Annotated in this window: 17 protein-coding genes and 3 pseudogenes; 8 read left to right on the top strand and 12 right to left on the bottom strand. The window is 68.7% G+C overall.

Annotated features, from left to right (window positions below):
• Nucleotides 1-49: 49 nt before the first annotated feature.
• Nucleotides 50-720, bottom strand: a pseudogene (locus tag ABT186_RS33430) (enoyl-CoA hydratase-related protein).
• A 351-nt stretch (nt 721-1071) separates the two neighbouring features.
• Here ABT186_RS33430 and ABT186_RS33425 point away from each other — a divergent pair.
• The 3 genes from ABT186_RS33425 to ABT186_RS33415 all read left to right on the top strand — a co-directional run bounded on the left by ABT186_RS33425 (nt 1072) and on the right by ABT186_RS33415 (nt 3552).
• Nucleotides 1072-1287: a hypothetical protein gene (locus ABT186_RS33425; protein WP_351231493.1), complete on the top strand. Its 216-nt coding sequence runs from the start codon at nt 1072-1074 to the stop codon at nt 1285-1287.
• A gap of 152 nt (nt 1288-1439) precedes the next feature.
• The gene (locus ABT186_RS33420) at nt 1440-2738 is read left to right on the top strand and encodes a DUF3533 domain-containing protein (RefSeq protein WP_351928263.1); all 1299 of its coding nucleotides are present in this window, start codon (nt 1440-1442) and stop codon (nt 2736-2738) included.
• 244 nt (nt 2739-2982) lie between these two features.
• Nucleotides 2983-3552, top strand: a complete 570-nt coding sequence (locus ABT186_RS33415; RefSeq protein WP_351928261.1) for a TetR/AcrR family transcriptional regulator — start codon at nt 2983-2985, stop codon at nt 3550-3552.
• Between the two features lie 81 nt (nt 3553-3633).
• Here ABT186_RS33415 and ABT186_RS33410 read toward each other — a convergent pair.
• Nucleotides 3634-4165, bottom strand: a pseudogene (locus tag ABT186_RS33410) (TetR/AcrR family transcriptional regulator).
• A 113-nt stretch (nt 4166-4278) separates the two neighbouring features.
• Between ABT186_RS33410 and ABT186_RS33405 the strand changes: the two are divergent.
• Nucleotides 4279-5094: an oxidoreductase gene (locus ABT186_RS33405; RefSeq protein ID WP_351231525.1), complete on the top strand. Its 816-nt coding sequence runs from the start codon at nt 4279-4281 to the stop codon at nt 5092-5094.
• Nucleotides 5095-5444: 350 nt separating this feature from the next.
• Here ABT186_RS33405 and ABT186_RS33400 read toward each other — a convergent pair whose 3' ends face one another.
• From ABT186_RS33400 to ABT186_RS33385, 4 genes are all read right to left on the bottom strand, one after another.
• Nucleotides 5445-5852: a hypothetical protein gene (locus ABT186_RS33400; protein ID WP_351928259.1), complete on the bottom strand. Its 408-nt coding sequence runs from the start codon at nt 5850-5852 to the stop codon at nt 5445-5447.
• A 129-nt stretch (nt 5853-5981) separates the two neighbouring features.
• Complete coding sequence (locus ABT186_RS33395) at nt 5982-7685, bottom strand: integrase (protein WP_351231500.1); 1704 nt, start codon at nt 7683-7685, stop codon at nt 5982-5984.
• A gap of 288 nt (nt 7686-7973) precedes the next feature.
• Nucleotides 7974-8408, bottom strand: coding sequence for a hypothetical protein (locus ABT186_RS33390; protein WP_351231502.1), 435 nt, complete (start codon nt 8406-8408; stop codon nt 7974-7976).
• Nucleotides 8405-8947 (bottom strand): hypothetical protein, encoded by a 543-nt coding sequence (locus ABT186_RS33385; RefSeq protein ID WP_351928257.1) that lies wholly within the window; start codon nt 8945-8947, stop codon nt 8405-8407. Before ABT186_RS33385 ends, ABT186_RS33390 begins: the two co-directional genes overlap by 4 nt.
• Before the next feature lie 1021 nt (nt 8948-9968).
• Here ABT186_RS33385 and ABT186_RS33380 point away from each other — a divergent pair.
• Entirely contained in the window at nt 9969-11327 is a 1359-nt protein-coding gene (locus ABT186_RS33380; protein ID WP_351928255.1) for a chymotrypsin family serine protease, read from the top strand.
• A gap of 389 nt (nt 11328-11716) precedes the next feature.
• Here ABT186_RS33380 and ABT186_RS33375 read toward each other — a convergent pair.
• The 5 genes and pseudogenes from ABT186_RS33375 to ABT186_RS33355 all read right to left on the bottom strand — a co-directional run.
• Nucleotides 11717-12037: pseudogene (locus ABT186_RS33375) on the bottom strand (class I SAM-dependent methyltransferase); the annotation flags it as partial.
• 300 nt (nt 12038-12337) lie between these two features.
• The gene (locus ABT186_RS33370; RefSeq protein ID WP_351231509.1) at nt 12338-13171 is read right to left on the bottom strand and encodes a GntR family transcriptional regulator; all 834 of its coding nucleotides are present in this window, start codon (nt 13169-13171) and stop codon (nt 12338-12340) included.
• Between the two features lie 96 nt (nt 13172-13267).
• Nucleotides 13268-13441: a hypothetical protein gene (locus ABT186_RS33365; protein ID WP_351928253.1), complete on the bottom strand. Its 174-nt coding sequence runs from the start codon at nt 13439-13441 to the stop codon at nt 13268-13270.
• Entirely contained in the window at nt 13438-14070 is a 633-nt protein-coding gene (locus ABT186_RS33360; RefSeq protein ID WP_351231513.1) for an ATP-binding cassette domain-containing protein, read from the bottom strand. Before ABT186_RS33360 ends, ABT186_RS33365 begins: the two co-directional genes overlap by 4 nt.
• Nucleotides 14071-14072: 2 nt before the next feature.
• Nucleotides 14073-14426 carry an ABC transporter permease gene (locus ABT186_RS33355; RefSeq protein WP_351231515.1) on the bottom strand — a complete coding sequence of 118 codons (354 nt, stop codon included), beginning with the start codon at nt 14424-14426 and terminating at the stop codon, nt 14073-14075.
• A 386-nt stretch (nt 14427-14812) separates the two neighbouring features.
• Here ABT186_RS33355 and ABT186_RS33350 point away from each other — a divergent pair, with 386 nt between their 5' ends.
• The 3 genes from ABT186_RS33350 (at nt 14813) to ABT186_RS33340 (ending at nt 17949) form a co-directional block, all read left to right on the top strand.
• On the top strand, nt 14813-15994 hold the full coding sequence (locus ABT186_RS33350) for a Gfo/Idh/MocA family protein (RefSeq protein WP_351231517.1): 1182 nt from the start codon (nt 14813-14815) through the stop codon (nt 15992-15994).
• A 6-nt stretch (nt 15995-16000) separates the two neighbouring features.
• Nucleotides 16001-16999, top strand: coding sequence for a sugar phosphate isomerase/epimerase family protein (locus tag ABT186_RS33345; RefSeq protein WP_351928292.1), 999 nt, complete (start codon nt 16001-16003; stop codon nt 16997-16999).
• Nucleotides 17000-17061: 62 nt separating this feature from the next.
• On the top strand, nt 17062-17949 hold the full coding sequence (locus ABT186_RS33340; RefSeq protein ID WP_351231519.1) for a sugar phosphate isomerase/epimerase family protein: 888 nt from the start codon (nt 17062-17064) through the stop codon (nt 17947-17949).
• A gap of 145 nt (nt 17950-18094) precedes the next feature.
• Here the strand turns inward: ABT186_RS33340 and ABT186_RS33335 are convergent, their stop codons facing one another.
• Nucleotides 18095-19180: a sulfite oxidase gene (locus ABT186_RS33335; protein ID WP_351231521.1), complete on the bottom strand. Its 1086-nt coding sequence runs from the start codon at nt 19178-19180 to the stop codon at nt 18095-18097.
• Nucleotides 19181-19488: the final 308 nt, after the last annotated feature.

Genomic DNA, 19488 nt, shown 5'->3' with positions numbered 1-19488 from the left:
AGGGTCGAGCGGCGTCCGGTCGAGTCGAGCGGTGTCCGGTCGCGCGGTGTCAGCCGCGCGGGTCGGCCGTGCTGCGCAGTGTGTCGAGGACCGAGGCGTACATGCGTGCTTGATGGTGCCGAGGGTCTCGCCGGCCTTGCTCAGCTGGGACTCGGCGATCTCCACGGCGGTGGAACGTACGGCGTCCTCGTCCACCGCCCGGTCGACGATGCCGGCGGCCGTGGCAGCCGACCCGCCGTAGCGGCGGCCGGTGACCATGGCCTCGTGCGCGGTCCCCGGCGCCAGCCGGGTCCGGATCAGGGCGGCCATGCCGGGCGGGAAGGGGATGTTGATGTCGGCCTCGGGCAGACACCAGAAGGCGCGGTCGGCGCGCATGACACGGAAGTCGTATGCGAGGGAGAGCATCGCGCCGGCGGCGAAGGTGTGCCCCTGCAGGGCGGCCACAGTGATCACCGGCTGGGACAGCACGCGGGCGAAGAGCTCGTGGACGGAGCCGCGGTAGCTCTGCTGCTGGTCGGCGTGGGCGGACAGCCACTCCAGGTCCAGGCCGCTGGAGAAGAACTTGCCCGTCGCGGCGGTCACCAGCGCCCGCGGCCCCTCCGCCTTCTCCACCTCTTCCAGCGCGGCGTTGACAGACGCGAGCCAGTCGGGATGGAAGCGGTTCTCACCGTCTCCGAGATCGAGCACGAAGACGTTGCCGTGGCGGTCGAGGGTGGGAATGTGCGCTCCTGGGGGCTGTGCCGATCTCCCGTCCGGGTCGGACGTCGATGTATCAAGCCTGTGCGGTCGTGGCGGGGAACGGAATAATCGACTGGCTCCCATCGGTATGACCGCAGCGGTCACACCGTCGCGGGCGAGGTCTTCTTGCGGGCGCGGTACGCGGCAGCCTTGATCCTGATCGGCGGCGAACACATCGTGGAACTTGTCCGCCTTGACGTTTGCGCTGGCCTGCGTCACGCACAGCCACCGTGAGTTCATGAGCGGGCGCACCGACTGGGCACAGACCGTGGCCGACGGCCGGGACGCCGCCGACTACCGCTCCCGGGTCACCGATTCAGAGGGCGCCTCCATGTGGCAAGCCTGGCCTCTCCTCCCGACTACAAGTCCGGCTACTGCGTGGCCGTCTGCCCTGCCGGCGAGGACGTCCTGGGCCCGTACCTGGACGACCGCAAGACCTTCATGGACACCGTGCTGCGACCGCTCCGGGACATCGAGTTCGAATATGGAAACCGATCGGTTTACGATGAGAATGAAACCGACCGGTTTCCCGTGTCGATGATGCCCTGAACGTGATCTAGGAGCCATCGCCCGCGGTAGACGGTCAGGCGCGCACCGCCTGAGTCGGCCGTGCGCGCCGAGGTTTCCGAGGGACGCCGGCCTGCGATGGCACTGTCCGGTCTCCTCTCGATATGGCTGTGCTGTCGAGACCGGAGTAAGTCATGAGTGGCATTCATCCCTTCCGCGTGCTGCGGGCCAAACCTCTGTGGGTCGCCAACGGCGTCGTCACAGGTGCACTCGCGCTGCTGTTCACCGTGTTCTACGTCGGCGCGAACATCGATCCGGTCGATCACCTGACCAAGCTGCCTGCCGGCCTGGTCAACGCCGACAAGGGAGCCGCGGTCGGCGGCAAGCAGGTCAACCTCGGGGCGCAGATCACCAACTCCATCAAGAAGTCGACCGCGGGCGGGGACAGGATCGACTGGAAGTCGATGGACGAGAAGGAAATGAAGGAGGAACTCGGCAAAGGCAAGCTTTACGGCGCGCTCGTCGTGCCCGCCGACTTCACCTCCTCCACCACCGCACTGACCCGCACCGCGCCCACCGGAACCCCGGCCCGCCCGACACTGATGGTGCTCACCAACCAGTCCGCCGGTAGCCTGGGCTCCGGCCTGGCCCGGACGGCGACGACCCAGGCGGCCGAGAACGCCTCGCACCAGGTGGGCAAGGAGCTGACCGCGCAGACCGACGCCCAGCATGCGAAGCTGCCCGCTGCGGCACGCGTCCTGCTCGCCGACCCGGCCGCCGTCACGGTCGAGGACGGCCATCCGCTCGACTCGCACAGCGGACTGGGCATGACGGCGTTCTACAACGCGCTCACCCTGGTGGTCGTCGGCATGCTCTCCGCCAACGTCATCAGCGGGCAGGTGGACCACGCCCTCGGTTACACCCACAACGACATGGGCCCGCTGCGCCGGCACCGCCCGCTGATCCGGGTCACCCGGGTGCAGACCCTCGCCATCAGCAGCACCCTCATGGTCGGCCTCTCCCTGCTGATGGGCACCCTGGTCACCGTGGGCGCGGTCGGCATCATGGGGATGGCCGCCTCCCACCTGCCGCTGCTGTGGCTGTACTCCGTGTGCGCCATCGCGGTCTCCGGGATCGGCGCGCTCACCCTCCTCGCCGTCTTCGGCACGCCCGGCATGCTGGTGGTGACGCTGGTCTTCATCGGGATGGCGGTGCCAACGGCCGGCGCCACCACCCCCATCGAGGCGCTGCCCGGCTTCTACCGCTTCCTGGCAGAGTTCGAACCGCTGCGGCAGATCACCGGCGGCGTCCGCTCGATCCTCTACTACGACGCCCAGGCCGACGCCGGTCTGACCCGGGGCTGGGTGATGATGGCCGCCGGCCTCATGGCAGCCGCGCTGTTCGGCTTCGGCGTGACGGGCTGGTACGACCGCAGGGGGCTGTACCGCATCCCCGCGGCAACGAAGCCCGAGAAGACCGCCGCCCTGGCGTAGCGGAACTCCAACCCACCCCCGGACGGGGCCACGGTGCGGAGTGGCCCCGGTGTGCGTCACCCTGCGGGACGGCAGGCGCGCACACCATCAGGGCTCGGCGACGGTACCTTTCCCCCGGGTGCCGTCGCCGAGCCTCTGTACGGCCTTCGGGTGTCCACTACGTCGCGTAGGCAGCGCCAGCCGTCCCGCCCAACCCGGAAACCGATCGGTTTATATTTCACCCGACTCGAGTTAACCTCACACTATGAGCACAGAAGTAAAGGCAAGTCCCCGAGCGCGACTCCTGGAAGCGGCGGCCACACTCACCTACCGAGACGGCGTCAGCGTCGGCATCGAGGCGCTGTGCAAGGCGGCGGGGGTGTCGAAACGCTCCATGTACCAGCTGTTCGAGAGCAAGGACGAGCTGCTGGCAGCGAGCCTGGAGGAACGGGCTTCCGCCTTCGTGGCGACACTTCTGCCCGCGGCGGACGATGGCCGTTCACCCCGCGAGCGGATCCTGCACGTCTTCGAGCAGGTGGAACTGCAGGCGGGTGCGCCCGAGTTCCGGGGCTGCCGGTATCTGGCGGTGCAGATCGAGCTCAAGGACCGGAGTCACCCGGCGAGCCGGGTGGCCCACCGGGTCAAGGGAAACCTGAGGGCCTTCTTCCGGGCCGAGGCCGAACAGGGCGGAGCGGATGATCCCGACCTGCTGGCCCGACAGCTCAGCCTGGTCTTCGACGGCGCCAGCGCCCGCGCGGGGATCGGAGCCGACAACCTCACCGGACTCATCGCCCCCACGGTGGCCACCCTGCTCGATGCGGCAGGCGTGCGCTGACGCACCACCTTTTCGAGCAGGCCCGGCGACCGATGCGCAGGGCTGACGCCGGTCTCCGGCAATCCGAGCAACTGTGACGGATTACGGCTTTGCTTCCCGGCGGTCGAGGGGAAGCCCGATGACCGTGAGGGTATTGATCAGCATGCCGTGCGCGAGGAAGGCCGTGGCTTCCTCGGCATCTGCGCCCAGCGGCAGGCGCACGGTTTCCCAGCCTGATCCAGCCGGCCCGGACGAGTTCACCGATCTGGTCATCGCCCCGTGCCTCGGCGGCTGCCACGAGGGCGTATCCCTGCATCTGCATCAGCAGCGTTTCCGGGTGCTCGGAGATCAGTCGCGCGTAGGCGTTCGCCATGGCCTGGAGGGCCTGCTCGCTGCCCTCCACCCCTTCGGCGGCGCGCTCGAAAGCCAGCCGGGTGTCTTCCATGCTCCGCGTCAAGGCGGCGGCGAAGATCGCCCGCTTGCCCGGAAAGAGCCGGAAGACGTACGGCTGCGCGACACCGGCGCGCTTGGCGATCGACTCGGTGGAGGTGCCGTAGTAGCCCCTGAGGGCGAACTCGGCGACGGCTGCGCGGATGACACTCTGACGTCTCACCTGCGCGCTGATCCTGCCCATGCCGCCATTCCTGTCTCGCGCCGGTCGGGGGTGCTCCCTGGACTTGCAGCCGGAAACCGATCGGTTTACAGTTGTAGAAACCGATCGGTTTCTCAGTGAGTCGGGAATCCATGATGAGTACACATCGGCCGGTGGCACTCGTGACGGGTGCGTCATCCGGCATCGGGAAGGCAGCAGCGCTCGCGCTGGTCGAAGCGGGGTTCGACGTGGTCGGCACAAGCCGCGACACCTCCCGCGTCACCCCGCCCGACGGCGTGACCTTCCTCGACCTCGACGTGGCCAGTGACGCGTCGGCCACCGCCGTGGTCCAGCAGGTGCTCGACCGGTTCGGGCGGATCGATGTCCTGGTCAACAACGCAGGTACGGGCTTGATGGGCGCGGCCGAAGAGAACTCCATCGCGCAGGCCCAGGCCGTCTTCGACGTCAACGTCTTCGGCGTGATGCGCATGGTGCAGGCGGTCCTGCCGCACATGCGGGCCCGTGGACGCGGACGCATCATCAACCTCTCCTCCGTGGTCGGCTTCCTCCCTTCGCCGTACATGGCCGTCTACGCAGGGTCTAAGCACGCGATCGAGGGGTACTCCGAGTCCCTGGACCACGAGATCCGCGAGCAGGGTGTTCGGGCACTTCTTGTCGAACCCGCCTACACCAGCACCGGTTTCGAGGCCAATAGCCCGCGGCCCGACACGCCCCTACAGGTCTACGCTGCCCAGCGGCGCGCCTTCGACGACATGTTGGAGACAGCGATCAAGAACGGCGACGACCCTGCCGTCGTCGCCAAGGTAATCGTCGCGGCGGCGACGGACCCGAAGCCGAAGCTGCGCTACACCGCAGGTCCCCTGGCCGGACGCGCCAGCGCACTGCGGCGGCTCGCACCTGCCAGGGTCTTCGACAAGCAGATCCGCAAGCTCAACCGGATGGCCGGCTGACGTCTGCCCGCACCCAGCTCACCCACGAGAAAGAGACGCACAGGGCCTGGGCCAGCAGGGCACGGTTCTTGGGCCCCTGGATCCGTGATCACGCCCAATCCGCGACACGATCTGGGTGGGACACGGCCTCTGCCGACACAACTGCGCTCTCCCGGCCCGCTACCTCGACCACGAGCTCGGCAACCGGTCCGTCGACATCTCCGCTCGCGTCCAGTCTTCCCGAGCCGAGGACTACGTCCGAGAGTTCAACACCGCCCATGCCCCCCCCTGACGACGCGAGCCCGCTGTCCGCGAGTTCATCCAGCGGACCCGCAAGGAGCTTGGCGTCGCCGCGTGACGGCCTGCTCTCTTTAATCGCCGGACGGGCGGAGCGGGATGACATTGCCGGAGGCAGGCTGGCCCTGGCTCTCGGGTTGCCGGAGGATGAGGACGGCTGCCGCGAGGGCCATCTGCTCCGCTCGATGCCGGGACGCGGCCTCGGCAGCCCGGGAGTCCCTGAGAGCTTCCTTCAGGCGGACGACCTCTTTGCGAAGCCGCCTTTCGACTTCCGGCGTCTGGTGCGTTTCCGTACGCACCCGCGCGTAGAACTCCTCCTTGAGGTCGGCGTGGCGCTTTTGGAGAGCCATGCGGTGGACACCGGCCTCTGAGGCGAGCGCGACCACTGTGAGGCTGCCGTTGGACCTGGTGGGCTGGCCGGCCAGGAGGCGGTCCATGGCCGCGCGGATGCGGGAGCGTTCGTCCTCGTGCTGGTGGTTCATGCGATGGCCTCCTCGGCGGACTGGGCAGCGGAATCGTGGGCGTCGGCGAGAGCGCGGAAGCGGTTGGCGGTCCTGCGAAACCGCTCACCCAGGGGCTGGGGCACGAGGGCTGCCTTCGCATCGAGCCGATCAGCGTGCTCTCGCGCCGCCTGCGCGTGGCTGTCGGTGCGGACCGCGTTGCCGCAGCCGAGCTGGCAGGCGAACTGGTTGGGTGCCGTCGCCCCTGGGTCCGGATCGCAAAGGGCCGTGTCGCGCTTGAAGGCGCAGATCAGGAACGCGTCTGGGTTGTCGAACAGGACGATGCCCGTCGCGGGCCAGGTAGGCGGTGGCCTTCTTGGCGAAGGTCTTGGGGACCATGCGGCCCTCGAAACGGGGGGCATGGAAGGTAGCGGTGATGGCCCGGCGGGCTGCCGGGCCAGAGATTCTTTCGCCAGCGGCGATCCGGTCGCGCAGGTGGGCGGCTGTGTCGGCAGCGGCGAGGGCGGTCTCGACGTCGAGTTCGCTGTGAATGCCGCGGCGGCTGCGGGTGCCGTAGCCGCTGGAGGTGCGGGCGTCGAGGACGGTGCGCATGTGGCCGTACTGGATGGCGAGAGCGATCAGTCCACCCGGGCGACGCGCGATGTGCCAGGCCAGGCTGCGACGGAACCTGGACAGGCCGATCGGTCCGTGGGGGTCCCCCGGGATGACCTGGTTCGGCAGGCCCTGGAGAAGGGCTTCATGGTTCGCCCAGGCCACGAAGTCCTCGATCTTCCGGCTCAGGGCTCCGTACTTCAATGCGCCGCGATAGCCGCGGGAGTGGGGGAAGTCGTGGTGCGTCGCGCTGAGAAGGAGTTCGCCCTCGGGGACCATGCGTTCCAGGACGCGGATGGCGTGGACGACGGGCGTGATGGCGACCCAGGGGACTTCGCGCTCTTCTCCGCCGGAGACGTGATGGCCATCGTCGTCCGTGACGTTCTTGTAGTGGTGGCTGCGGATCAGGTGCCGTCTCGGAGTGCCGTCGGGTGCGGGGTCAGGGTCCGGGCAACAGCCCGAGCGCAGGCCCTGGATCTCCTGCGGACGCATGCCGGTCAGATAGAGACAGACGATCATCGCCGCTGTGCCGAGGTGCCGCATCAGGGTGGCTGTCTCCCTGTAATCCATGTGCTCACGCCAGGGCCGCCCGTCGATGCGTCCGGTCACGGGCGCGTGCAGGGGGCAGGGCCCCGGTCGCTGGAGTGCCAGCGAGACGAGTCCGTAGCGCTGTGTGAGTTTCATGACCTGGTGGCGGCTGGCGCCGGTGGTGCCGGCGATGAACGTGCGGGCTATCCCGGCCTTGCGGCGGGTCACGGTGAAGGGGATAGGTGTGTCTGTTTCGAGAAGGGGCAGCAGGTATGCCTTGAGGGCGGCCAGGCCCTCGGGGGTGGCAGGGTTGCTCCGGGCGCATTCGGTCAGGCGGCAGGTCTCTGCCCAAGCGGCCAGGATGTCGTCGGCGAAGTCCTCGACCATGCGGATCGCCCATACCAGCAAAGGCCCAATGACCTGTGGGGCCAACGGCTCGGTCAAGTTCTCTGCACCGCCGTCACCATCGCGGGAGGCGGGGAGGAAGTCGTCAACGCCTTCGGTGTCCCACGGAGGTCGGCTGATCCCCGAGGGGTGGGCGGAGATCCGATCGAACGCCCACAGATCGGTCAACCGGCTCATGATCTTCACGGCCTGGCGGCGGCTGACGTCGTTCGCCCAGCGCACTTCGGCGTAGTCGCGCCACACGTCCTCGGTGCAGGCGGCGAGTTCAGTGACGCCGCGTTTGCGCAGCCAGCGTGCCAGCCGCATCCATTCTCGGCACGTGCCTCCCATGTCTTCAGCGGAGCGTCGTGCCCGGGCCGCGGATCCACGTTCCTTGAGCAGGGTGGGCCGAAGCCGGCCGTTGATCATGGTCCAGGCCGCCAGTTTCAAGGAACAGCGCAGCCCAGACGGCCGCTTGGCCGTCTACCACCTGTTGCGCGACGCTGATGTGCACGAGGGCGGCGCCATGGCTGTCGACACCACGTTCCCAACGACCCCGGCGGCCGGACGGCCCCCGGGGTCCGCTGATCCAAGCGGTCAGGACGCCGTGCGCTTGCCCAGCGGGATGCCCTGCCGTACTCAGGGAAGGTGCTGCGGCTGCCGGGGAAGGACCCGGACCTTGGCTGCCTCCGTGTCTCGTCCGGCCAAAGCGGCGTGCTCCAGGGACAGGAGGTTGAGGGCAGTGGCGTAGATCTGGAGCCGTTCCTCAAGGAACCGGCAGTGGGCCTGGACCTCGGCATGCTGCTTCTTCAGCGCCTCGTAGGCGTCTGCGGACCGCACGGGTGAGGCTCGCCCTCCCTCCTCCTCGGCGGCCTTGGCCTGGAAAAGATCTTTGAGGTCGGGGTGCTGGTGGGCGAGGTGCCAGCGTTTGACATCGGCCTCGATGGCCAGCTGGGACACGTTCAGTCTCCCGTTCGACCGCTGCGGGGTGCCGGCGAACAGCCGGTTCATCGCGGCGAGGATGGCTGGGCGGACGGTGTCCGTCTCGTTGTCGAGCCGGAAAGCGGCTGTCATCGGTCTGCGGCTCCTCGCTCGTGGGCGTCGATGATCGACTTCAGGCGGCCCGGTTCGTGCCGCTCGCGCTCGTGACGGATCGGTGGAGCCAGCGGATCGTCGACGATCTCGGCCAGCTCGGCCGCCGTGCGCCTCACGCACTCGATGTCGCGATCAGTGCGGGCGATGTTCGGGCATTTCGGGCGGCAGTCGTCGGTGTCCGGGGTGACCAAGGTGTCGTCGGCGTCGCCGCGGAGCTGGCAGGCGGCGGCGGCCGGGTTGAAAACGCAGGTCATGCCCTCGCCGCGGTAGATCTGCAGCAACGGGTTGCCGAGCAGGTCGCGGGCCTGACGTTCCTTGGTGAGCACGCGGCCGGCGAACTCCCGGCTGGCGGCGCTCACCCGGTAACGGTAGACATCGGCGGCGGGGCCGCTGACGTGTTCCCCGGCGACGACGGCCTGCTCGTCGTCAGCCAAGCATTCGATGCGGTAGAGCCAGTCCTCGAACGCGTACTCATCGGGGAAGCCGGATTCGTAGGTCCCCGCGTAGCCCTGGAGCATTCGCGTAAGGCATGGCCGTACTGAACCGAGGCGGCGATCAGACCCCGGGGACGGCGTCGGATGAACCAGGCCGATGTGCGTCTGAACCGGCTGGGAGCCAGCGGGCCCCGTCCATCGTCCGGGATGCTGCCCAAGCGGCCGAGGCGCTCACATTGGGTGTTCACCCAGGTGACGAAGGAGGCGAGGTCGCCAGCGATCACGCGGTCGCTGCGGGCTTCTCCGTGCCGCTTGGCCAGCTGGCGGCGGCCCGGAAGGGGGCCAATCGCGTTGGGGAAGAGCAGGCGGCTGGAGTGCAGCCGTTCGAGCACGCTGACCGCCCCGGCGACGATCTCGATGACGACCCAGGGGTCCGGCCTCGGCTGCCCCTCGGGGATCTTGTTGCCGTACTCGTCCTCCGCGCCCTTGAAGTAGAGCCCCTCCATCAACCACAGCCCCGTGGCCGCGTCGAACGTCATGCAGCCCCGCCTCAGGTTGAGCACTTCACCGACTCTCGCGCCTGAGAGGTAGGCGACGACAATGAAACACGCCGTGCTCAGCAGGCGGGCGAGGTCGGGGGCTTCCTCGCGGGTGATTCGGGCCGACCGCCAGGGGGCCGCACGCCGGCGGCGACGGCGTTCCTCGCCGTTCTTGACATCGTGACAGAAGATCGACACGACTCGCGATGCCACTTGGGGCCGTCCGTCACGGTCGGGCCGGTTCGGCCCACGTGGTCCTTTTCCTCACCGCGCTGCTCCTGTGTGATTCGGCAGGCCCGCGCTGTCTGCCGCGTCGGACTCCGCAGTTGAGAAAATTGAGTCAGCGGTACCGGGTGGAACCAGGTCTTCACCCCCGTGTAAGTCTTCGGCGGCCGCCTTGACCATGTCGGCTGCGATCGTCCTGCAGGCGGCCTCTGACATGCGGGGTGATCCCGGCGTGATTTCGGGGCCGGGCCAGGGGGAGGGGGTGCTTCCGTTTTGCCTGCCGGACGGGCGGCGTAAGAGCATGTCCGCGTCACACTGGTCCAGCAGGGAGACACCGGTTCATGAAGCACGCTGCACGCCACAGATGGATGGCATTCGTCGTGCCCGCCGCGGCTCTCGCGGCAGCGGTCCCATTCTTCGTCCCGCCTCTGGCGGGCGCTTCCCCTGCGTCGGGCGTACGGACAGCCGCGCGGATCGACGAGCGCCAGCAGGTCCTCGACGCCGTCGCCGGTCAGATCACTGAAGGGTTGTCCGAGTCCGACCGGGCGCACATACCCGGCTTCGCCGACATCGTGGTGGACCCCGATCACAATCACCTGCGCCTGTACTGGAAGGGCGCCCCGCCCCAGCGGGTCCGGCGTATCCTCGCCCGTCTGCCTCACGGGGTGACCGCCGAGGTCGATGCCGCCCGCTATTCCAAAGCAGAACTCCATGCGGCCCGTGCGAAGTTGCTGCGCCGCCTCACCTCGATGAACCTGCGGATCGCAGGAGTGCCGACCCCCGTCCGCGTCACCAGCATCGGTCCGGCGGTGGACGGCAGCGGTCTGGAGGTCGGTTACGAGAGCGGAGCCGGTCGGGCGAACAGCCCCATGGCGGTCAAGCAAGGAAGCGTTGGGCAGCAGGTCGCGGCGGCCGCCGGCCGGCTGGCGGGGGTGCACACCGCCGCGATCCACCGGCTGCAGAGCGTGGACCTGGCCTCCCGGCAGCACGACCACTCGCCCTGGACCGGAGCCTCGGCCCTGCACAACCCGGGAGGCGGTATCTGTTCCGGCTCCTTCAGCGTGAAGAACGCCAAGGGTCAGTACATGCTGACGTCGGCTTACCACTGCGGCTCGGACGCCGGCGGCCGGTGGACGACCTGGTGGGGCGGTGACCTCGTCGGCACCACCGACGCCTCCCAGGAGTCCCCGCAGGACGATGTGGTGGGTATCAACCTGCCGTCGCAGCAGGCCCGCGGCTGGCTCTACGACGGTCCCGCAAGCCGCACCGACGGTTACGCCAAACCCCTCGTCGGCTGGGGGCACAACAATGTCGGGGATTACGTGTGCACCGACGGCGCCAACGGCGGCGTGCACTGCGGTGTGCGGATCGCTCAGACCGACATCGGCGTCACCGGACCGAACCACATCTACCGTCCCGATGTCGACCTCGCTTACGCCACCTCTGCAACTCCGGGCGGTGTCGCGGCGATCAACGGCGACAGCGGCGGCCCCGTCTTCGCCAGCGTCCGCAACCATACGGCCGATGAGGCGCGCGGGATGATCACCGCGCTCGACCGGACGGTCACCTGCCCGCCCGCTTACAACGGGGACACCGTGCTCGACGGCCACCTCAGGACGCCGTGGTGCCTGGCCGGCGTGTACTACGTGCCGATCGGGCAGACCTTGCATGACATGCACTGGACCCTGGTGACCGGTTGACCATCCATGGGTCGGCGGCGCCGTGGTCGTGGTCGCCGCGGCCGACGTGGAGGACCGGCGCATCGCCGCCTTCGAAGCCCATCTGACACCGTGGACGCAGGCGCAGCCCGTCACTTCCCCCGTAGTGACGGGCCCGGCCTCGGGTGGGGCGAGGGGTGACGGGACGTCAGCTTGCGGCCGGCAGGCGCCGCTTTCTCCACCCCGGACGCGATGCCCAGTAACTCCGGGTTCGCTGTGGGTGCAGGGTGGGCAGCGCGGTGTGTTCGTCCGAACAGCTCGCCGTGCTGGAGACATTGACAGAACCTCAGGTGGGGGCAGTCGGGCTCGGCCTCCAGCTCGCCGCGCGGATCCTGCCTGAGATCGGGGACGACTGCACCCGCTGTGTCGAACGCATAGGGCACCGCCGGATACGGAAGACCGTCAACGCTGCGGGTCTCGGTCTTCACGTCCGAGATGTGCACCATCGCCCCGCCGGGCCGGAGCATGTCGCGGATGGTTGCTGCCACCAGGTCGCGGTTCATCCAGTGGAAGGACTGGCCGAAGGCCGCCACAGTGAACGTGCCGAGACCTGCCGGAAGATCCTCGGCTCGGGCCTGTACCCACTTCAGCCTGCCGGTCACTGCAGCATCGGCGGCCTGGCGCCTGGCTTCGGCACGCCGGTCCAGGCGCACAAGGCAGCCGCCCCCGCTCGTAATAGGCGGCTGCGGCACTGCGTGTGCAGTGCGCGCCGACGGCTGCCGTGAGTCGACGATGCGTCGCAGGAACACCGGGCTCGTGCCCGCCGGCCTGGCCCCGCAAGCTGAATTCCACCACGGCCGTGCCGTGGCAGATCTGCGATGCGCATTCGCCTGCAGATGCTTCTGGCCCGCACACTGCGCGGCACCGAGCCCACTGGCCCGTCCGCCTGGGACGCTTCGCCGCGACCGTCATCCCGGACGCCACCGTCGAGGCCCTGCACCTGCGAGCGCCCCACCCCGTACGACTTCCCCACGGAGCCCCGGGACCTCGACTCACCACCCGCAGGTCGCCGGGCGAGAGGTCCCTGACGCCGGGCCGTCGGGTTGCACGACTGCCGGCCCGTAGGGGCGGATGACGAGGTGGAAGGCGAAGTCGGCCCGCGAGGGTGGGTAGCAGTGGGTGGCGTATTCGATGACGCGGCCGATGTGGTCGACCATCGTGCGCCGCAGTGTCAGCAGCGTGCTTCCCTCGGTGACACCGAGCAGCTTGCGCTCCCCGGCGGTGGCGTGGCGCGCCCCGATCGTCTGTTGGGCGCTGTGCACGTCGATTCCGGCCGCCTGTAGCATTTCGAACAGAACGGCGGACTCCAACCGGTCGTTGTCCGACCTCAGGAAGCCGGCGGGCAAGTAGGAGCGCCAGTACGCGATGCGTATGCCGTCCGCGTGCCGCAGCCGCTCCAGCACCGTGACCTCGCTGCCCTCTGCGATGGCAAGGGCAGCCGCGACTTCGGCCGAGGCGGGCTCGGTCTCGTTGCGCAGCACCTCGACTCCCGAACCTCGCCCTGTTGGTTGCAGGTCGTCGTGGAGGTCGGCGAGGTCCAGCGGACGCTCGGTTCCGCCGTGTGCCACCAGTGTCCCGATACCGCGGCGGCGCACCAGAAGCCCTGCGTCCGCCAGCGACTGGATGGCCCGCCGGACTGTGAGGCGTGACAGGCCGCTCTCCTCGGCCATTCTGTTCTCGCTGCTCAGCAGGGTGCCCGGAGCAAGATGCCCCTGCTCGACGGCGCGCTTCAACTGCTGGGAGAGCCGGTGATGGAGCGGTTCCCGGCTCGAGCGGTCCAGGACGAATCCGAGAGGCGTCGAGCCAGGGGAGTGGACATCCGGCATTGCACCGTCCTGACCGCCTTTTCGTGGGTGCGGGCGTGTGACCGAGAGGGTGCTCCCACGGTCCGTGCGGGTGCACCCCCTTGCTGTCGCCCGCTGTCAGGTGTCGGCCTGGGCCTGGAGTTGCATCTCCGCCAGTTCGGCTTCGAGGTGAGCCATGGCCTCGCCGCCGGCCATGAGGTCGGTGATCTCCTCGCGGGTGCGTTCGCCCTTGCGGAAGTCGTCGGCTTTCTGGCCGCGGATGAGGACGGCGAAGTGGTCGCCGACCATCATGGCGTGGCGGACGTTGTGGGTGACGAGGATGACCGCAACGCCCTTGGCGCGGGCCTGCATGATGATCCGCAGGTCGTGGGCGGCTTCCTTGACGCCGAGGGCGGCGGTGGGTTCGTCGAGGATGAGGACGTTGGCGCGAAGTAGACGGCGCGGGCGATGGCCAGGGCCTGGCGTTCGCCGCCGGAGAGGCTGCCCACGAGGCGGTTGCCGTCGGTGACGCGGGTGATGCCCAGGGACTGCATCTCGCGTACGGCGATCTCACCGGCCAGTTTCTTGTCGAACAGTTGGAACGGGCCGAATCCCTTGGTGGGTTCGGCGCCGACGAAGAAGCAGCGGCCCACGCCCATCAGCGGGAAGGTGCCGCCGAACTGGTGCACGGTGGCGATGCCGTGGGCGGATGCGTCGCGGGAGCTGTCGAAGACGACAGGCTCTCCGTTGACCTCGATGGTGCCGGTGGTGGGCTTGAGGAACCCGGAGAGGATCTTGATGAGGGTGGACTTGCCGGCGCCGTTGTCGCCGAGCAGGCACAGCACCTTGCCGGCGTCGACTTCGAGGGAGATGTCCTGCAGCGCGTTGGTGCCGAGGAACGACTTGCTGATGTCGGTGAGGCGCAGAAGGGGCTCGGTCATGGTCAGGCCTTCTTCGCGGTGCGGGGCTTGTAGGACAGGGCGAGTCGGCGGAAGGTGTTGTTCATCAGCACGGCGGTGAGGATGAGGATGCCGAGGATCAGGCTGGCCCAGTCGGAGTTCCAGCCGGTGTAGTAGATGCCCTGGTTGACGATGGCGAAGGTCAGCGTGCCCAGGACGATGCCGAACACGGAGCCGTAGCCGCCGGTGAGCAGGACGCCGCCGATGACCACGGCGATGATGGAGTTGAAGACGAAGGACTGGCCGTTGGCGACCTGGGCTCCGTTGTAGAGGATGGTCTGGATCACGCCGACCAGGGCGGCGCCGAAGCCGCTGGCCATGTACAGGGCGATCTTCACCGGCCTTCAGTACGCGTCGTCGGGTGCGTTCACTCGGTCCGGGAACGTTGCGCAGGACCAGCGAAACCGATGCCGTGGACATGCCCACGTGAGCGGCGACGTCCTCCAGACGGGGGCGCGGGACCATGCCGTTGCCCCCTGTGGAGGCGGCGGAGTCCGGTGTGTCCACATGCTCTCCCCTCCGAATTCCCCCCACATTCTTGACACATGTCTGTGGTCGCGTTGATAGTACCCATCGTTTAAAGCGCTTTAACTTGCGTACGGCCGGCTCGGGACACAGCCGGGACGCGACGCCCGACGAAGCGTTCCCGGACCCGTCCGGAACCCGCTGGGGGTCCCTCGCCCACCCCCTTGACCACGGCGCCCCGCGCCGGAGAGGAGCCGCAGTGAGTAGCAAGCCGATCGGGGTGGCCGTCATCGGCGCCGGCATGGCCGGCCGGGCCCATCTGGCCGGATACCGGGCCGCGTCCACCCTGTACGAGGCCGGCCTCCCCGAGGTGCGGCTGGTGGCCGTGGCCGACGCGCATGAGCCGTTCGCCGTCGATGCCGCACGCCGCTACGGCTATGAGCGGGCCGAGACCGACTGGCGCGCCATCGCCGAGGCGCCGGACATCGACGCGGTCAGTGTGGTGGTGGCCAACCACCTGCACCGCGAGATCGTCGAAGCCCTGCTGGCAGCAGACAAGCATGTGCTGTGCGAGAAGCCGCTGGCGCCGTCCGTGGCGGACGCGGAGGCGATGGTGAAGGCCGCGGAGGGTACCGGCCTGGTGGCGGCCACGGGGTTCACCATGCGCCGTTCGCCTGCCATCAACGCCATCCGGCAGCAGGTGACGGACGGAGCGCTGGGGCGGGTGCAGCACTTCAACGGGCACTACTGGTGCGACTACGGGCACAATCCGGATGCGCCGATCAGCTGGCGTTACCGCGGCCCGCTCGGCTCGGGCGCGCTGTCCGACATCGGCAGCCACCTCATCGACCTGGGCGAGTACTTCTGCGGCCCGGTACAGAGCGTGCAGGGCGCGGTGCTGTCCACCCAGGTGACCGAGCGGCCCGTGCCGCTCGGCACCGCCGTCGGGCACTCGGCGGCCGTGCAGGTCAGCGACGAGCGCGAGACCGTGGAGAACGAGGACATCGCCACCTTCACCGCCACCTTCGCCTCGGGCGCGGTGGGCACCTTCTCCGTCTCCCGGATCGCCGCCGGGCTGGCCAACTCCATCGGCTTCGAGGTCTTCGCCCAGGGCGGCGCGGCCACCTTCGACATGGCCCGCCCCGCCGAGTTCACCCTGGCCGACGCCTCTCCGCCCCCGGCGACCAGTGGCTACCGGCAGGTCGTCGTCGGGCCCCAGCACCCCTACGTCGCCGGGGGCATGCCGATGGACTTCCCCAGCGTCGGCCACGGACAGAACGACTTCTTCGCCTGGCAGGCCCGCGCCTTCCTCGAACAGATCGCAGGGCTGAACAGCCTGCCGCACTGCCCCACCCTGGCGGACGGCTTGCACAACCTCCGCGTCATCGACGCGATCGTCACCTCCGCCAACGCCGACGGCACAGCTGTCACCCTCTCGTAAGGACACATTTCAATGAAGCTCGGCGCCTACACCGCCTGTCTGCACGACCGGCCCCTGACCGAGGCCCTCGACATCCTCAAGGAGAACGGTCTGACCTCCGTGGAGGTCAACACCGGCGGCTTCATCCCCTCCCCGCACTGCCCGGTCGACCTGCTGCTGTCCTCGGCCACCGCCCGCCAGGAATACCTGGCCACCTTCGCCGACCGCGGCATGGAACTGACCGGCCTCAACTGCAACGGCAACCCGCTCAACCCGCTGCCCGGCGTCGGCCCCAAGCACGCCGACGACCTGCGCCGCACCATCCGCCTCGCCGGCCTGCTCGGCGTCAAGAACATCGTCACCATGTCCGGCACCCCCGGCTCCGATCCCGACGCCAAATACCCCTCCTGGGTCGTAAACCCCTGGGACGGCGTCTACATGGACGTCCTGGACTACCAGTGGGCCGTGGCCGTCGACTTCTGGAAGGAGATCGACGCCCTCGCCAGGGAGAACGACGTCCGCATCGCCATCGAGATGCACCCGCACAACCTCGTCTTCTCCCCGGTCACCCTCAAGCGCCTGGCCGACGAGGTCGCAGCGACCAACATCGGCGCCGAGATGGACCCCTCCCACCTGATGTGGCAGGGCATGGACGTCATCGCCTCCATCAAGTGGCTGGGCCCACTCGTCTTCCACGCCGCCGCCAAGGACGCCACCCTCTGCCCCGGCGCCGACATCCGCGGCGTCCTGGACACCTCCTTCACCCGCATCCCCGCCGACGCCCCCGGCAAGGTCCCCACCGGCTACGGCTTCTGGTGCAACGCCTGGCCCGACAACCCGGCCTGGAAGTTCGTCGCCGTCGGCCTCGGCAACGCCATCCCCTTCTGGACCGAGTTCCTGCGCGCCCTCGCCGAGATCGACCCCGACATGGCCGTCAACATCGAACACGAGGACGCCGCCTACTCCCAGACCGAAGGACTCGCCCTGGCCGCCAAGAACCTCCACAACGCCGCGGCCGGCCTGTAACCCAGCACGGGGCCACGGCCGTACTCGCACGGCGCCTCCTCGTTTCCCACCGGAGAACAGCAATGAAGCTTGCCCTTGACCCGCAGATGTTCTACTCGGCGCACTCGGTACTGGAACTGCCCGACATCGTGGCGCGCGCCGGCTATTCCTGGATGGAGCTCTCGCCCAAGGACGATTTCATCCCCTTCTTCAGTCACCCGCGTGCCGACGACGCCACCGTGGCCCAGTTGCGCAGGCGCGCCGCCGACGCCGGGATCGGCATTGCCTCGGTACTGCCCGTGCTGCGCTGGTCCGGCCCCGGCGAGGAGGAGCGGCAAGCCGCGGTGCGCGCCTGGAAGCGGGCCATCCAGATCACCGTCGACCTCGGTGTCGACACCATGACCTCCGAGTTCAACGGCCGCCCCGAAGGCGCCGAGTTCGCCGAGAGCCAGTTCCTGCGCTCCATGGACGAGTTGATCCCCGTCTTCGAGCGCGAGGGCGTCAAGCTGGTCCTCGAACCGCACCCGGACGACTTCATCGAGAACGGTCACGCCGCCGTGAACATGGTGCGCGGGCTCAACCGGGACTGGATCTCGTTCCTCTACTGCACCCCGCACACCTTCCACCAGGGCAACGACGCCACCGGCATCATTACTCACGCAGGCGAGAAGGTCACCTACGTCCACCTCGCCGACACCCTCGACCACACCGCCTCCAACGGGCTGCGCTACATCGTCAACCCGCCCGGCTCGACCGCCCGCGTCCACCAGCACGCCGAGATCGGCCGCGGAGAGGTCGACTTCGACGAAGTCTTCGCCGCCCTCGCCTCGGTCGGCTTCGACGGCGTGGTCTCCTCGTGCGTGTTCGGCTGGGAGGAGTACGCCAAGGAGATCAGTGTCCGCCAGCGCGAGAAGGCCACCGCCCTGATCGACAAGCACTTCGGCGCCGGCACGCTGGAAGGTCGCCGCTGACGAGGCACATTGCCGGTCGGCGGACCTGGTCGTGGAGTGCCCGGTGGCTCCCGGCGGAGTCCGAGGGTTCGTCAACTACCGGGCTCTGGGGCGAGGTCCGCACAGCGGAACAACAGTTTCTGGGGCGTTCTGCCGAAGCGTCCGGTCAGGGACGGCATGTGATGTGCAGGTGAGCCGCGGCATTGTTGGCGTATCCCCTGGGATTCCACACGGCAGCCGGGGATTCGGGCTGCAGGGCCGCGGTGGAGTCCCAGGCACGTGCGATGAGCTCGGCCTCGCCAGGGGGCAGGCTCAGCGTGGCGCGCCAGTGCTGCCACGTCCAGGGATTCTCCGGTGGGTCGAGATCCGCGTGGGTCCAGGTGCTGCCGTGGTCTGCGGAGACGTCCACGCGTGCCACGGTTCGGTCGTCCCCGGCGAAGGCGAACCCGCTGACCTCGGTCGGTCCCGAGGTCAGGTGGGCGTCCTTTGCGGGCCGCAGGATGGCGCAGTGGATGGCGATCGGGCCCAAAGTGATGCCGTCGCCCGGTCCGACTGCCTCGGAGTCGGCTTCCGAGGGCAGGATGCTGTATTCGGCCTGGAAGTAGTTGTCGGTCGGTTCGGCCTGTGCGCTGATGCGCTGGAGCCATTTGATGCTGCGGGCGCCGATCCAGCCGGGGACGACCACGCGCAGGGGAGCGCCGTGCGCGGCGGGCAGCACCTGATCGTTCATGGCCCAGGCCAGGAGCACCTCGCCGGAGGTTGCCTTGGCCACCGGTATGGAGCCGCCGAAGGGCTGGGGCGGGTCGGCCTGCTGTGACACGTCGGCGCCGGTGAAGGCGATGTGGGCTGCTTCCGGGTGCAATCCGGCCTCGGTCAGCACATCTGCCAGACTCGCCCCGCTCCATCTCGCAGTGGAGATGGCTCCAGGGCCCCAGGGGACCTGGCCGGGTATGTCACGGACCTCGATGAGATCGGCGCGGCGGTTGCCTGCACACTGCAGCGTCGCCACCACCGTCCGCTCGGGGAAGCGCCTGCGCAGATCGTCCATCGACAGCTCCAGCGGACGATCGACCAGACCTTCCACTCGCAGCCGCCAGGCCGCGGAGTCGATGCGGGGGATCGGTGCGTGGTTGCGGCCGTAGAAGGTGTCCAAGGAAGTGATCTGAGCTACGAGGGCGCCAGGAGGCGTTTCTGCGTTGTAGGGCTCGTCCTGGTGTACGAGCATGTCGTCGCGTTTGTTCCATATGCCCATGAAGCCACCTTTCATCACGTTTGGTGATTGCGCCAGGCCGGACACCAGGAGTGGGGGCCGGTGGCGTATCGATGGCGCGGGGGGCTCGCAGGTGCTGAACGGCAGAGATTCGCGACGTCTCCTAGCCTGATGAAACGCGGCACATCCCGCGCGCACGGGAAGGGGTGCGGTCGATGAGCTTCTGGCCGATTCGGCGCCGGGGGGGGCCCCGGGGGCGGGGGGGGCCGCCGGGGCGGGGCGCGCGCGTGGGGGTGGTGGGTGCAGTCATGACGTCTTCGATCCTGCCATGCGAGGGGCGCCGGGGTGGG

It is taken from the genome of Streptomyces sp. NPDC001634 (genome assembly GCF_040298185.1).
Classification (GTDB): domain Bacteria; phylum Actinomycetota; class Actinomycetes; order Streptomycetales; family Streptomycetaceae; genus Streptomyces.
This window is presented reverse-complemented; position numbering and strand designations above follow the sequence as displayed.

Bases quoted from the DNA above. Each gene is read 5' to 3' on its own strand.
- ABT186_RS33385 (WP_351928257.1), bottom strand. From the start codon at position 8,947: ATGCTCCAGGGCTACGCGGGGACCTACGAATCCGGCTTCCCCGATGAG.
- ABT186_RS33415 (WP_351928261.1), top strand. From the start codon at position 2,983: ATGAGCACAGAAGTAAAGGCAAGTCCCCGAGCGCGACTCCTGGAAGCG.
- ABT186_RS33400 (WP_351928259.1), bottom strand. From the start codon at position 5,852: ATGAACCACCAGCACGAGGACGAACGCTCCCGCATCCGCGCGGCCATG.
- ABT186_RS33405 (WP_351231525.1), top strand. From the start codon at position 4,279: ATGAGTACACATCGGCCGGTGGCACTCGTGACGGGTGCGTCATCCGGC.
- ABT186_RS33335 (WP_351231521.1), bottom strand. From the start codon at position 19,180: ATGGGCATATGGAACAAACGCGACGACATGCTCGTACACCAGGACGAG.
- ABT186_RS33365 (WP_351928253.1), bottom strand. From the start codon at position 13,441: ATGATGGTCGGCGACCACTTCGCCGTCCTCATCCGCGGCCAGAAAGCC.
- ABT186_RS33340 (WP_351231519.1), top strand. From the start codon at position 17,062: ATGAAGCTTGCCCTTGACCCGCAGATGTTCTACTCGGCGCACTCGGTA.
- ABT186_RS33395 (WP_351231500.1), bottom strand. From the start codon at position 7,685: ATGGGAGGCACGTGCCGAGAATGGATGCGGCTGGCACGCTGGCTGCGC.
- ABT186_RS33390 (WP_351231502.1), bottom strand. From the start codon at position 8,408: ATGACAGCCGCTTTCCGGCTCGACAACGAGACGGACACCGTCCGCCCA.
- ABT186_RS33360 (WP_351231513.1), bottom strand. From the start codon at position 14,070: ATGACCGAGCCCCTTCTGCGCCTCACCGACATCAGCAAGTCGTTCCTC.
- ABT186_RS33370 (WP_351231509.1), bottom strand. From the start codon at position 13,171: ATGCCGGATGTCCACTCCCCTGGCTCGACGCCTCTCGGATTCGTCCTG.
- ABT186_RS33420 (WP_351928263.1), top strand. From the start codon at position 1,440: ATGAGTGGCATTCATCCCTTCCGCGTGCTGCGGGCCAAACCTCTGTGG.
- ABT186_RS33380 (WP_351928255.1), top strand. From the start codon at position 9,969: ATGAAGCACGCTGCACGCCACAGATGGATGGCATTCGTCGTGCCCGCC.